Raw genomic sequence first — 13,581 nt, 5'->3', positions numbered from 1 at the left:
GGGGGTAAAAGAAGGTAATGCGTCCGGCTGCTAAAAAGTTTGGCAAGAACGGGGTTTTCGGCTGCTTCGAAGTGCGTTTGTAGGCCAGGCCAAGCACGGCCAAAAGCTGGCGGGGAACAAGGGGCCGACTCCGGCCGCTATTGAGGCGCGCCAGCGGGAGGAGAGTCGAGACGCTAGGCCGCGCCACCCACGAATACTAACTTCGGGCCCTCAACGACTTGGCGTTTATGCAACACTTCTCCTCGACGGGCCGGCGGGCCGGAATACTACTGGTTTTCGGGTTATTGGGCGCTACGGGAGCCAGTGCCCAAGCCACGCAGAATTATGGTTACAACGACTACGATATCCTGCTGCGGGCTTCTTCCGATACCAACCACGGCCTGGGGTGGTACGGGGCCGCCAGTAGTTCCAAGAACTGGCTGGGTCAGAACGTCGACGGGCCGGTGCTCTACGGCTACACGGGCGGCGTGCTGGGCATCAACCGCCTGGGCACCCGCTCCTCGGTGCTGACGTGGAACTACTCCGGCAACGTGGGCATCGGCCTCAGCAACCCGCTCTACCCGCTGCACGTGGCCGGAGCGGGCTACTTCACGGGCGCCCTGACGACCACCGGCGCCTTAAGTGTAGGCGGCAATGCTGCTATTACCGGCGCGCTGAGCAGTACCGGCGCGCTGAGCGGCAGCACGTTGGGCGTGGGCACTGCCTCGCCCGGGCTGCTGCTGCACCTGCTGCGCAACGATACGCCGGCCATCCGCATGGAGCAAACCAATACGGCCGGTTTCACGGCCCAGACCTGGGACATCGGGGCCAACGAAGCCAACTTCTTCGTGCGCGACCTGACCGGTGGCTCGCGCCTGCCCTTTCGCATCCGCCCCGGGGCGCCCACCAGCTCCCTTGATATCAGCGCCTCGGGCAACGTGGGCATCGGCACGACCTCGCCGCAGGGCCGGCTGCACGTGGCCGGCGCCGCCAAAATCGACAGCGCCTACACCCTGGAATTTGGCGCCCGCATCGGCGGCAAGCAGGCCCTGTCCGGTACCATCGGCTACGGCAACATCACGACCGATGCGCTGAACATCGTGGGGGCGGGCACCAGCGCCACGAACCGCAAAATTGAGCTGCACGCCGCCGGCGGCACCACCGTGCAGGGCAGCGCCTCGGGCAGCGGCCCCACCCTGCGCGTAGTCAACGGCAACACGCCCGGCGTACGGCTGGAGCAGCTCGGGGCCGGCGGCTGGGGCACCCAGACCTGGGATGTGGCGGGCAACGAGGCTAACTTCTTCGTGCGCGACCTGACCAACGGCAGCCTACTGCCCTTCCGCATCCGGCCGGGCGCGCCCACCAGCTCCCTCGACATTGCCGCCAGCGGTAACGTGGGCATCGGCACGACCTCGCCGCAGGCCAAGCTGCACGTAGCCGGCAGCGCCAAAATCGATGGGGCCAGCACCCTGGAGTTTGGGGCGGGCGTGACGGGCAAGCAGGCCGAGGCCGGCACCATCGGCTACGGCAACCTGACGGCCAACGCCCTGAACATCGTGGGGGCCGGCACCAGCACCACCGACCGCAAAGTGGCCATCTACTCCGAAGGCGGCATGACCGTCGCCGGCAACCTGACCCTGAACGGGGTGGTGGCCAGCAGTTCCGACGCCCGCCTGAAAACCGACCTGCGCCCGCTCACCGGCGCGCTGGCCGGCGTGCAAGCCCTACAGGGCCGCCGCTACCGTTTCAAGGCCGGCAAAGGGCCGCAGGGCGAGCAGCTGGGCTTCATCGCGCAGGAACTCGAGCAGGTGTACCCGGAGCTGGTAACCACCGGTGCCGACGGGCTCAAGGCCGTGAACTACGCCCAACTGACTCCTGTGCTGGTGGAAGCGCTCAAGGAGCAGCAGCGGCAGATCGAGCAGTTGCGGGCCGAGGTGGCCGCCGGCCAGGCCCAGCTGCGGCAGCAGCAGACGCAGGCAGCAGCTGGCACGGCGGCGCTGGAAGCCCGGCTCAGCCGGCTGGAAAGCCTGCTGGGTACGCGCGCCGGCAAGTAGTGGCCCCTTCGGGCTGCTGAAGCGCCCTGGGTTGCGCTGGATCATGCCAATATTAAATTGCTGGAAAAAGCACCTGCAAGCCGGTAGTGCACCTGCCGCCTTCTATCTTTAGCAGGTTAAACCCTCCTCTCCCTCTCTCAACCGCTTATGCGTTACCTTCTCTGCACCGGCCTGCTGATGGCTGCTGCCGCTGGCACCTGCAATGCCCAGGGCCCCGTGCCCACCGCCACGCCCGACATGGCCACCGTGGTATTCTACCGCCCGCCCATGCTGGCCCAGGCTGCTACCAACTTCACCGTGCGCGCCAACGGCGCCGAGCTGTGCCGCCTCAGCAACAAGCGCTACTTCGTGACCAAGCTCAAGCCGGGTGAAACCTCGTTTACTTCGGTAGCCGGCGGCCTGAACCTGCCCGACCAGGACAAGTTCGACATGACGCTGGAGGCCGGCAAGGTGTACTACATCCAGGGCGACGTGAAAACCCGCCTGATGACGGTGAAAATGGTCTTCACCGAAGTCACCGAATCGACCTACAAAAAGAAGAACGCCGACCTGAAGCCCGACAACTGCGAAACGCCGGCCGCCCCGGCAGCGGGTAAGTAACCAGCCGACCGAAGACGCTCAGCCCCGCCGGGCCCGCTTAACCCAAGCGCGGCCCGGCGGGGCTGAATGCGTAGTAGCCCGCTGGCCCCGGCCGCCAGCAAGAGGCCGCGCCGGCATCAGCGGCGGTAGGCCTGCGTGGGAAAGGCGGCGTCCTGGTAGGCATCGGCCACCGAGACCGGTGCGCTGGTCGGCCCGAAAATCAGGGCCTGCCGGGTGGCGGGGCGGTAGGCGGGCCAGTCGGGGCCGGGCTGGCCGGTTTTGATGAAGCGGGCCCAGCGGGCGTGCATGGCGGCGGCCAGAGCGGCATCGGCGGCCTTGCGCGGGGCACTGGCGGGGGCGGCCACCGGCGCGGCGGCCGAGCTGCCGGCCGGGGCGTTCCACACGTAGGCCAGCTCCTGGGCGTGCACGGGCCGCTGGGCACCGCCGGGCCCATCGAAGCGGTACAGCCACACCGGCGCGCCCGCGGCGGCCAACGAGTCGGCGAGGCGGTAGGTGGCGAGGCGGTAGAGGTAGTCGGTGAGGGTGCGGTTCCAGGCCTCAAGATCGGGCTGCTGCTGCCGGGCGCGCTGGTAGGCCTGCCATACCTGCGGGCCGTTTTGGCCGAATACCAGCTGCAGCGCCGCTTCGTTGGGCTCGGCAATGAGGGAGCCGGGACCGGTAAACAGGCCGGCTTCTTCGCGGTTGGTGCCCAGCAGCACGGGCCGCGGCCGGGCGCGGCGCAGGTAGCGCAGCGGCGGCTGCGCAATGGTGCGCCCATCGAGCACCGGCCCAAACACCTGCAGGCCGCCGGCCCCGCTGGCAAAGGTCTGCTGCGCCCGCACCAGGGTTTCGGCGGGCGCAGTGAGTAGGTCGGTGGCCGGGGGCAGGGCCCGCCGCAGCTGCCGGCCCACGGCGCCGGCCGTGGCCGTGTCGCGGATGGCCTGCACGGCGCCGCTTTCCAGAATCACCCGCTGAAACAGCCCCTCGGCGGCCGGCGTGGCCAGCAGCGCGCCCACCAGCTTGGCCCCGGCCGACTCGCCCATCACCGTCACGCGGCGCGGGTCGCCCCCGAAGGCGCGGATGTTGCGCTGCACCCAGCGCAGGGCCGCTACCGCGTCGAGCAGGCCGCAGTTGCCGCTTTGGGCGTAGCGCGGGTCCCGGGCGGGCAGCTGCAGAAAGCCCAGGCTGCCCAGGCGGTAGTTCAGACTCACGGCCACGATGCTGTCCTGCGCGGCGAAGGTCCAGGTATCGTTTTCCGAGCCCGCGCCGCCGGTAAAGGCTCCGCCGTGCACCCACACCACCACGGGCCGCAGCGGCGGTTGGCGGCATGCGGCGGGCCAGGCCGGCGCCCACACGTTCAGGTACAGGCAGTCTTCCTGCCCCTGCACGCCGCTGGGCCCGCCGGCCTGCGTAGCACGCGGGCCGAAGGTGCCGGCCGGCCGCGAGCTTTTCCAGCGGGGTAGCGGCTGCGGGGGCCGGAAGCGCAGCGCCCCCACCGGTGCCTGGGCGTACGGAATGCCGCGGAACACGCAAAGATTAGCCTCACGCGTGCCTTGCACCGGGCCGTTCTTGGTACGCACGAGTACCGCAGGGGCGGCCTGGGCCCGGGCCTGAGGAAGCAGGCCGGGGCCGCAGCCCAACAGCAAGAGACCGGTAAGCAGATGCGGCAGCAGAAAGCGGACGGGTCGAAGCATAGCAACGGGTTCAGAGGACAACGCGGGGCAACGGCGGCGCAACCAGGTGGCGTATCGACCTGAACGAAAAGGCCGCCCGGGCAAAAGTAGCAGCGCCCCGCCGGCCGGCCCGGGCGGGCTGAAACGGGCCGGCCCCGGCCCGCCGCACGAAACCTCACGCGCTTGGGCTACCTTAGCCCCGAACCCCGCCGCCGCGGGGCGGTTGCTTTGTTGTGGAACCTCTAGCCCCCGTTGCTATGCCGACTACCGCCACGCTTACTGCCGACGACCTGACCGTGGTACCCGCCCTGCAGGACCTGCCCGCCGAGGTGCTGCAGTGGCTGCTCGCCCACGGCGAACCGCTGGATGCCCCGGCCGGCACCGAAATATTCCGGCCCGGCGAAGCCACCGACCACCTGCTGATTTTGCTGCGCGGCGCCGTGCAGCTCTGGCGCGAGCAAAACGGCCACCGCGAGCCGACGCTGCGCTTCGAGGCCCCGATGATAACCGGCGTGCTGCCCTACTCCCGCCTGCGCCAGACCGCGGCCCTGGGCGTGGTGGTGGCCGATGCGCAGATGCTGCGCCTGCACCGCGACCAGTTTCCGGAGCTGGAGCGCGTGAGCCCCGAGCTGGTGCAGCGCCTGGTGGGCCTGATGAGCGACCGGGTGCGCGAAGAAGCCCGCACCCAGGAGCGCGACGACAAGCTGCGGGCCCTCGGCAAGCTCTCGGCCGGCCTGGCCCACGAGCTGAACAACCCCGCCGCCGCCATCAGCCGCTCGTCGGCCGAGCTGTCGAGCCTTACCGGGGCCGGGCCCCTGCTGCTGCAGGAAGTGCTGGCCGCCGGCACCCCGGCCGAGCAGCTGCCGGCCCTGCTGCAGCTGGCCAGCCACACCATGCTGCCCGGCGCCGCGCTGTCGGCCCTCGAAAAAGCCGACTGCGAAGAGGAGCTGGAGGACTGGTTGATGGCCCAGGGCATCAACGACGTGCACGGGCTGGCCACCGGCCTGCTCAGCGGCGGCCTCGATGCCGACAGCCTCGGGCCGGTGCTCAGCGCCCTGCCCGCCGCCGCCCGCCAGCCCGCCCTGCGCTGGCTGGAAGGCCAGCTCACCAGCCACCAGCTGGTGCGCGACGTGCAGGAGGCCTCGCGGCGCATTTCCGAGCTGGTGCACAACGTGAAGGACTACTCCCACATGGACCGCGCCGGCGGCTTCGTGCCCACCGACCTGCACGGCGGCCTCGACAGCACCCTGGCCCTGCTGAGCTACCCGCTGCGCAAGCACCGCATCCGGGTGGTGCGCGACTACGCCCAGGGGCTACTGAGCATCCAGGGCCAGCCCGGCGCGCTGAACCAGGTGTGGACCAACCTGCTCGACAACGCCATTGATGCGCTGCCCGAAACCGGCGGCACCATCACCATCAGCACCCGCCGCAGCGGCGAATACGCCCAGGTGTGCGTGCAGGACGACGGCCCGGGCATCCCCGCCGACGTGCTGCCCCACATCTTCGAGCCCTTCTTCACCACCAAGCCCGTGGGCGAGGGCACCGGCATGGGCCTCGACATTGCCCGCCGCATCGTGCTCAGCCACGGCGGCCGCGTCAACGTCACCTCCAAGCCCGGCCGCACCGAGTTCTGCGTGTGGCTGCCGATGGAGGAATAAGTGGTGAAATGGTGAGGTGGTGAAATAGTGAGTGTCGTTCTACTTGCGCAATCTGCGCGGGTTGCGCCTCCCAAACATCAAGCTCACCAGTTCACCACCTCACCATTTCACTACTTCACCAATGGATAAAAAACCCGTCCTGCTCGTGGTCGACGACGACCCGCAGGTGCTTTCGGCCATCGACCGCGACCTGCGCCAGGAATTCCGACCCGACTACCGCATCGTGCGGGCCGGCTCGGGGCAGGAAGGGTTGGAGGTGATTCGCCAGCTCAAGGCCCGCGCCGAGCCGCTGGCCCTGGTCCTCTCCGACCAGCGCATGCCCGACATGGAAGGCGTGCAGCTGCTGGAGCAGGCGCGTACGCTGTTTCCGGAGGCCAAGCGCGTGCTGCTCACCGCCTACGCCGACACCGAGGCCGCCATCCGCGCCATCAACGACGCCCGCCTCGACTACTACCTGATGAAGCCCTGGGACCCGCCCCAGCAGCTGCTCTACCCCACCCTGCACGACCTGCTGGCGGCCTGGCAGGCGCAGTACCGCCCGCCCTACCGCGGCGTGCGCCTGATCGGGTTTCAATGGTCGCCGCTCTCGCACGAGCTGAAGGACTTCCTGGCTGGCTACATGGTAGCTTTTCAGTGGCTCGACTTCGAAACCAACCCCGAGGCGCCGCTGCTGCTGGAGTCGTTGGGCCTCACGGCCCAGGAGCTGCCGGTGGTGCTGACCCAGGACGGCACGGTGCTGCCCCAGCCCACCCGCGCCGAGCTGGCCACCCAGCTGGGCCTGGCCCGGCAGGCCTCGCAGCAGCTGTACGACGTGGTGGTGGTCGGCGCGGGCCCCTCGGGGCTGGCGGCGGCCGTGTACGGCGCCTCCGAAGGGCTGAAGACCCTGCTGATCGAGCGGCAAAACCCCGGCGGGCAGGCGGGCACGTCCTCGCGCATCGAAAACTACCTGGGCTTCCCCACGGGCCTGAGCGGCTCGGAGCTGGCCCACCGGGCCTGGGCCCAGGCCGTGCGCCTCGGGGCCGAAATCCTCAACGCCCAGGAAGTCACCAAGCTCTGCGTGCAGGACGAGTACAAGGTGCTGACTTTGGCCGACGGCAGCGAGGTGCGCAGCCGGGCCGTGGTGCTGACCACCGGCGTGAGTTACCGCCAGCTCGATATTCCGGGCATTCAGCACCTCACGGGGGCGGGCGTGTACTACGGCGCGGCCCGCACCGAGGCCCGCTCCTGCCACGACCAGCCGGTGTACGTGGTGGGCGGCGGCAACTCGGCCGGGCAGGCCGCCATGTACCTGGCCGGCTACGCCAGCAAGGTCTACATCGTCATCCGCGGCGCCTCGCTGGCCGCCTCCATGTCGGCCTACCTCATCGAGCAGATCGGCCACACGCCCAACATCGAGCTGCTGCCCTACACCGAAATCCAGGAAGTGCAGGGCCAGGACCACCTGGAAACGGTGGTGCTGCGCCAAAACCAGACCGGCCAGACCCAGCAGTGCCCCGCCCGCGCCGTGTTCGTGTTCATCGGCGCCAAGCCCAGCACCGAGTGGGTGTGCGACGTGCTGCTCTGCGACGGCAAGGGCTTCGTGCTCACCGGCCGCGACCTGGTGGCCGACCCGCGCTTTGCCACCCGCTGGAAAAAGCAGCGCGAGCCGTACGCGCTGGAAACCTGCGTGCCCGGCATCTTCGCCGCCGGCGACAGCCGCGCCGGAGCCATGGCCCGGGTGGCCTCGGCCGTGGGCGAAGGCTCGATGGCCATCAAGTTCGTGCACCAGTACCTCGACGAGTAGCCGGCCGGCCCGGGTAAACAGCCCCTTATCCTGAGGGCAGGGGCGCGAACAGCGCCGCCAGGCGCCCTCCGCGCCCCGCCCCAACCACGAAGCGCAGCCACCAACGCCCACTTGCTCGGGCCGCGGGGCTGCGCTTCGGCGTTAGGAAGTCCGACCAAACAACCATCGGCACCTTGTTATCAGCGGCGGGGTAGCGCGCGGAAGGCGCTGGCCTGCGGGGCGGCTGCGCCGCAGAATGACAAGCGAGCCAGGACGACGGCCCGAACGGGCGGAGAAAAAATGAAGAAACGGTGAGGGTTTTTGGTATTTTGCTGCCACTCAACGCTTCATCATTCCTGCTTACATATCCTGCTTCTCCCGCATGAAACACCTTAACGCGCTGCTGCTGGCGGCGCTGGCCCTGGGCGCCCCCGCGCTGCAGGCCCAGACGCCGGCTCCGACCAAGCTGCTGCTGGCCAGCGGCACGCCGACCGTGCCAGCCAATTTCGTCGCCTGGGCCGCTCACCCCGAGCAGCCGGCCGGGGCCGAGGTCTGGCAGGGCAAGTACTACCGCGTCATTCAGTTTGCGCAGCTGCCCACCGCCGAACAGCACCGCACCCTGCGGGCCCTGGGCGTGCAGCTGCTCGATTACCTGCCCCAGAACGCCTACGTGGCCGCCCTGCCCACCACGCTCGACCGCGCGCGCCTGCGGGGCTTCGGCATCCGCAGCGTGGTGCCGGTGCAGGCCACGTGGAAATACTCGGGCCTGCTGGCCCAGGGCAGCACGCCCGCCTACGCCCTGCGCGGCGGCGGGCGGGTGGCCGTGGTGGTGGGCTACCACCCCACGATTCAGCCCGGTGAAGCCGCCGCGGCCTTCACAGCTGCCGGCTACGCCGTGACGGAGCGCCTCGACTTCTCGCGCCAGATTACCCTAACGGTGCCCCGCGCCGCCCTCGCCGCCCTGGCGGCCCGGCCCTGGGTGGCCAGCGTGGAGTACGTGGCCCCCGACCCCGTGCACGACAACAACCGCGGCCGCACCGACCACCGCGCCAACGCCCTGGCCGCCGACTACGGCGCCGGCCGCCACTACGACGGCACCGGCGTCAGCGTGGCCCACGGCGACGACGGCCTCATCGGCCCGCACATCGACTTCCAGGGCCGCCTCGACCAGACCAGCTCCGGCCCCGACGGCGGCACCCACGGCGACCACGTGGCCGGCATCATCATGGGCGCTGGCAACCTCGACCCGCGCTACCGCGGGCAGGCCGTGGGCGCCTTCAACTACTACTACACCTACCCCAACAACATCAACAGCGCGCCCACGCACTACAACACGCGCAGCATCCGCATCACCAGCAACTCCTACAGCAACGGCTGCAACGCGGGCTACACCTCCTTTGCCCGGCAGATGGACCAGATGAGCCGGCAGCTGCCGCTGATGCTGCACGTCTTTTCCTCCGGCAACGAGGGCGCCAGCAACTGCAACTACGGCGCGGGCGCCACCTGGGGCAACATCACCGGCGGCCACAAGGTGGGCAAGAACGTGCTGACCGTGGGCAACCTGAGCTACCTCGACGCGCTGAACTCTTCCTCCTCGCGCGGGCCGGCCACCGACGGCCGCATCAAGCCCGAGGTGTGCGCCGTGGGCACCAGCGTGTGGTCGACGCAGCCGAACAACACCTACGCGGCCCTGACCGGTACGTCCATGTCGTGCCCGGCAGTATCGGGCGTGGTGGCCCAGCTGATGCACGCCCACAAGGCCCTTAACAACGGCACCGAAGCCCCCGCGGCCCTCGTCAAGGCCGCGCTGATGAACACGGCCGAAGACCTGGGCAACGACGGCCCCGACTTCCGCTTCGGCTACGGCCGCATCGACGCCTTGCGGGCCGTACGCGTGCTCGAAGACCGCAGCTACAAGCTCGACAGCCTCAGCCAGGGCGTCACGCGTACGCACACCATCACGGTGCCCGCCGGCCAGCGCCAGCTGCGCGTGATGCTGTATTGGCCCGACTACGAAGCCGCGGCCAGCTCGCGTACCAACCTCGTCAACGACCTGGACCTGACCCTGACCGCCCCCGGCGGCACCGCCTACCAGCCCTGGGTGCTCGACTCGCGCCCGACGGTGACCTCCCTGAGCGCCCTGGCCGTGCGCGGCCGCGACACGCTCAACAACGTCGAGCAGGTAACGCTAAGCATGCCCGTGGCGGGCACCTACACCCTGAACGTGCGCGGCCGCGCCGTGCCCCAGGGGCCACAACCGTACTACCTCGTCTATACCTGGCTCGACGAGCGGGTGGAAATGACCTACCCGCTGGGCGGGGAGGGCTTCGTGCCCGGCGAAATCGAGGCGGTGCGCTGGAATGCCGCCCCGGGCCCGGACAACTTCAGCCTGGATTACACCCTGGATAACGGGACCACCTGGACCAACATTGCCACGAACATCGGGGCCACCACGCGCGTGTACAACTGGACGATTCCGGCTGCCGTCACGCCTTCGGGCCAGGCCCGGCTGCGCGTGCGCCGCGGCAGCCAGCAGGACGAGTCGGACGCGAACTTCACCATCGTGGGTGTGCCGGCCAACCTGCGCACCTCGGCCGTGTGCCGCGCCAGCACCACCCTGGCCTGGGACGCCGTGGCCGGCGCCACCAGCTACGACGTGCTGCGCCTGGGCACCAAGTACATGGACTCGGTCACCACCGTGACCGGTACCACCGTCAGCCTGCCGGTGGTGGGCACCGGGGAGCAGTGGTTTGCCATCCGGGCCCGCGGCGCCAGCGGCCTGGTGGGCCGCCGCACCCGCGCCCTGCTGCGCCCGAGCGTGCTCAGCAACTGCAGCGAAGCCCCGCTGGCCCTGCTCGGCGTGCTGAACCGGCAGGCCTGCGTGGGCACGCCGGTGCAGCTGCAGGACCGCTCGCAGCTGGTGCCCACCGGCTGGCAGTGGAGCGTGACGCCCAGCGCGGGCGTGAGCTTCGTGGGCGGCACCACGGCCACTTCGCAGAACCCGCAGGTGCAGTTCGGCCAGGCCGGCACCTACAGCGTGAGCCTGACGGCCACCAACCAGTACGGCACCGACGCGCGCACCGAAACCAACCTGCTGACGGTGGTGGCCCCTGCGCCCACGCCGCTGGTAGAGGAGTTCCGCACGGGCAGCTTCCCGCCCGCCGGCTGGCAGATCGTGCGCACGGCCGGCGGCACCTACACCTGGCAGCAGAGCGGCCTGGTGATGGGCCCCGACAGCGTGCGGCGCCGCGTGCCCTACGTGAACGACTACGAGTACACCAACCGCACCGCCGAGGAATACCTGCTGACGCCGGCCGTGCCGGCCGCCCGCCTGGCTACGCTCAGCTTCGCCGTGGCCTACGCCCCTTACAGCGCCAGCTACAATGACGGCCTGCGCGTGGACATCAGCACCGACTGCGGCCAGACCTTCCAGCCGACCAGCTACCTGAAGCGTGGCAGCACCCTGGCCACCGTGGCCAGCACCACCACGGCCTGGGCACCCAGCGGCCCGCGCCAGTGGCGCCGCGAAACGGTGAACCTGCTGCCCTACATCCCGGCGGGCTTCACCGGCAACGCGCTGGTACGGTTTGCCAACCTCAACGACAACGGCAATAACCTCTACCTGACCGACGTGCAGCTGCTGCCGGCCGTAACCAGCACCCGCCCCACGGCCGCACTGGCCCAGTTTTCGGCCTACCCGGTGCCCTTCGGCGGGCGCCTGACGGTGAGCCTGCAGGCCCTCAAAGCCGGCGCCGGTACGCTGCTGCTCACCGACGCGCTGGGCCGGGAGCTGCGCCGCCAGCCGGTGCAGCTCAGCGGCCAGGCCCAGCAGCTGGAGCTATCCACCGAAACCCTGGCCGCCGGCGTGTACTCGCTGCGCCTGCTGCTGCCCGATGGCCGCAGCCAGGCCCTGCAGGTGCTAAAATAGCCACCCGCGCGGCTTTTCGGACCTGCGCTGCCCCTGGCCAGGGGCCGGCAAGCTGCTCTGCTGCTCCCCGCTCCGGCCACGCCACACGGCCCGCTTTTCCGCATGGAGAAGCGGGCCGTGTGGCGTGGGTGCTGCCGTACCTTGCGGCGAAATAATCGGCGCAAACCCGGCAATTAAGTAATTAATACGGTAGATATACAAAGGATTAAAAAAATTTAATTAACAAAAGCTTTCGATGGGTGGTATATGCACCCGACACCGCAGCGGCCAACCACGCCACTCCGGCCGGGTGTCCAGCTTATGCCGCAACTTTCCTCCCTCTACCGTACGCTGCTGCGCGGGCGCGCCGGCCTGCTGGCCGGCGCCGCGCTGCTGCTCGGCGGCCTGCTCACGGGCTGCGACCTGATTGAGTTCAGCCCCAACGAAACCCGCCCGCCGGAAGCCTACCGCGACCTGACGCGCAAAAACCTGGAGCGCCTGCTGCAGCAGCCCAATCCCACGGGCGGCGACACGGTGCGCTTCGTGTTTATCGGCGATTCGCAGCGCTTTTACGAGGAAGCCGAGGCTTTCACGCAGAGCGTCAATCAGCAGCGCAACATTGCCTTCGTGGCCATTGCCGGCGACATTTCCGATTTCGGGCTGATCCGCGAAATGCGCTGGGTACACGACCGGCTCAAGAAGCTGAACGTGCCCTACCTGACCGTCATCGGCAACCACGACGTGGTGGCCAACGGCCGCGAGGCCTACCAGCAGGTGTACGGCGCGCTGAACTACAGCTTCGAGTACGGCCACACGCGCTTCGTGTTCGTGAATACCAACGGGCGCGAGTACGGCTTCAACGGGCGCGTGCCCGATGTGCCGTGGGTGCAGCAGGCGCTGGCCGCGCCGGGCCCGGGCGTGCACCGGCAGGTGGTCATGAGCCACGTGCCGCCCCACGACGCCGACTTCGATCCGCAGCTGGTGGGGCCCTACGTGCAGGCGCTGAGCACGGCCCCGCGCGTGGCCTTCGAGCTGAACGGCCACAAGCACGACTTCAGCATCGGGCAGCCCTACGAGAACGGCCTGACGTTCATCAACTCCTACAGCTTCGAGAAGCGCCAGTACGTGGTGCTCACGCTGTGGGGCGAAAAGCAGTTCAAGCTTGATACTGTGCAGTACTAATGAGCCGCTCCTTCCTGCTTCCGCTTCTGCTGCTGGCGCCGCTGCGGCCCGCCGCCGCCCAGTCGGCCGCGCCCGCCGCGCTCGATACGCTCAGCCTGGCCCTGGTAGCGCCCCCCGCCCCGGCTACCGCGCCCGAGCCGGCCGAAACCGCCGCGCCCGCCGGCCTCACGGCCCAGCCCTGGTACCGCCCGCATCACCTGCTGCTGCAAACCGCCGCCGGGCAGGGCCTGATTACGGCCGGCGTGGGCTACACCACCCTGCGCGGCCGCGTCGACATCGACGTGCTGGCGGGCTACGTGCCGAGCCGGTACAGCATTACGCCCATGGGCATTTTCACCGGCAAGGCCGGCTACTCGCCCTGGACGCTGCCCGTGGCCCAAGGCCGCTGGCAGGTGCGCCCCTTTACGGTGGGGGCGCTGGTGAGCCACACGGCCAGCCAGGGCCTCAACAACTCCCGCGACGGGAAATACGAGAAGGGCTACTACTGGTGGTCGTCGCGCACGCGCATCGGGGGCTTTGTGGGCGGCAAGGTCAGCCGCGTCATCGGCCGCACCCGCTACGGGCACCCGCGCACCCTCGGGGCCTACTACGAGCTGGGCACCAACGACCTGTACCTGTCGAGCATCTTCACCAACCTCGGCGGCCTGGGCGTACACGAAATCCTGACCCTGGGCTTCGGGGTGAAGTTCGACCTGTAACCGTTTCGGCGGGTATTCGTGGCGGCTAAACGGGTTATGTATCAACAAACAGGCCGTCGTGCTGCAACGCACGACGGCCTGTTTGTTGA

The 13,581-nt window shown here is 69.2% G+C and carries 8 protein-coding genes; 7 read left to right on the top strand and 1 reads right to left on the bottom strand.

The annotated features are described in order from the left end of the window. The first annotated feature begins 227 nt into the window (after window positions 1-227). Window positions 228-2,033 (top strand): tail fiber domain-containing protein, encoded by a 1,806-nt coding sequence (locus tag DLM85_RS21515; protein WP_133257192.1) that lies wholly within the window; start codon window positions 228-230, stop codon window positions 2,031-2,033. 147 nt (window positions 2,034-2,180) lie between these two features. After that, a complete protein-coding gene (locus DLM85_RS21510) occupies window positions 2,181-2,633 on the top strand; it encodes a DUF2846 domain-containing protein (RefSeq protein ID WP_111480247.1) in 453 nt (150 codons plus the stop codon). Between the two features lie 116 nt (window positions 2,634-2,749). Here DLM85_RS21510 and DLM85_RS21505 read toward each other — a convergent pair whose 3' ends face one another. Then, window positions 2,750-4,306, bottom strand: coding sequence for a carboxylesterase/lipase family protein (locus tag DLM85_RS21505; RefSeq protein WP_111480246.1), 1,557 nt, complete (start codon window positions 4,304-4,306; stop codon window positions 2,750-2,752). 236 nt (window positions 4,307-4,542) lie between these two features. Between DLM85_RS21505 and DLM85_RS21500 the strand changes: the two genes are divergently transcribed. The 5 genes from DLM85_RS21500 (at window position 4,543) to DLM85_RS21480 (ending at window position 13,492) form a co-directional block, all read left to right on the top strand. Next, complete coding sequence (locus DLM85_RS21500) at window positions 4,543-5,943, top strand: sensor histidine kinase (RefSeq protein ID WP_111480245.1); 1,401 nt, start codon at window positions 4,543-4,545, stop codon at window positions 5,941-5,943. A 121-nt stretch (window positions 5,944-6,064) separates the two neighbouring features. Beyond that, window positions 6,065-7,726, top strand: coding sequence for an NAD(P)/FAD-dependent oxidoreductase (locus DLM85_RS21495; RefSeq protein WP_111480244.1), 1,662 nt, complete (start codon window positions 6,065-6,067; stop codon window positions 7,724-7,726). A 361-nt stretch (window positions 7,727-8,087) separates the two neighbouring features. After that, window positions 8,088-11,633 (top strand): S8 family serine peptidase, encoded by a 3,546-nt coding sequence (locus tag DLM85_RS21490; RefSeq protein WP_111480243.1) that lies wholly within the window; start codon window positions 8,088-8,090, stop codon window positions 11,631-11,633. 300 nt (window positions 11,634-11,933) lie between these two features. Further along, complete coding sequence (locus tag DLM85_RS21485) at window positions 11,934-12,794, top strand: metallophosphoesterase family protein (RefSeq protein WP_111480242.1); 861 nt, start codon at window positions 11,934-11,936, stop codon at window positions 12,792-12,794. Next, window positions 12,794-13,492 carry a hypothetical protein gene (locus tag DLM85_RS21480; protein ID WP_111480241.1) on the top strand — a complete coding sequence of 233 codons (699 nt, stop codon included), beginning with the start codon at window positions 12,794-12,796 and terminating at the stop codon, window positions 13,490-13,492. The genes DLM85_RS21485 and DLM85_RS21480 overlap by 1 nt, the downstream gene beginning before the upstream one ends. The last annotated feature ends 89 nt before the right edge of the window (window positions 13,493-13,581 follow it).

This window comes from Hymenobacter edaphi, assembly GCF_003258365.1.
Lineage (GTDB): Bacteria > Bacteroidota > Bacteroidia > Cytophagales > Hymenobacteraceae > Solirubrum > Solirubrum edaphi.
This window is presented reverse-complemented; position numbering and strand designations above follow the sequence as displayed.

Coding starts and splice junctions, on each gene's coding strand:
- DLM85_RS21515 (WP_133257192.1), top strand. CDS start 228: ATGCAACACTTCTCCTCGACGGGCCGGCGGGCCGGAATACTACTGGTT.
- DLM85_RS21510 (WP_111480247.1), top strand. CDS start 2,181: ATGCGTTACCTTCTCTGCACCGGCCTGCTGATGGCTGCTGCCGCTGGC.
- DLM85_RS21505 (WP_111480246.1), bottom strand. CDS start 4,306: ATGCTTCGACCCGTCCGCTTTCTGCTGCCGCATCTGCTTACCGGTCTC.
- DLM85_RS21500 (WP_111480245.1), top strand. CDS start 4,543: ATGCCGACTACCGCCACGCTTACTGCCGACGACCTGACCGTGGTACCC.
- DLM85_RS21495 (WP_111480244.1), top strand. CDS start 6,065: ATGGATAAAAAACCCGTCCTGCTCGTGGTCGACGACGACCCGCAGGTG.
- DLM85_RS21490 (WP_111480243.1), top strand. CDS start 8,088: ATGAAACACCTTAACGCGCTGCTGCTGGCGGCGCTGGCCCTGGGCGCC.
- DLM85_RS21485 (WP_111480242.1), top strand. CDS start 11,934: ATGCCGCAACTTTCCTCCCTCTACCGTACGCTGCTGCGCGGGCGCGCC.
- DLM85_RS21480 (WP_111480241.1), top strand. CDS start 12,794: ATGAGCCGCTCCTTCCTGCTTCCGCTTCTGCTGCTGGCGCCGCTGCGG.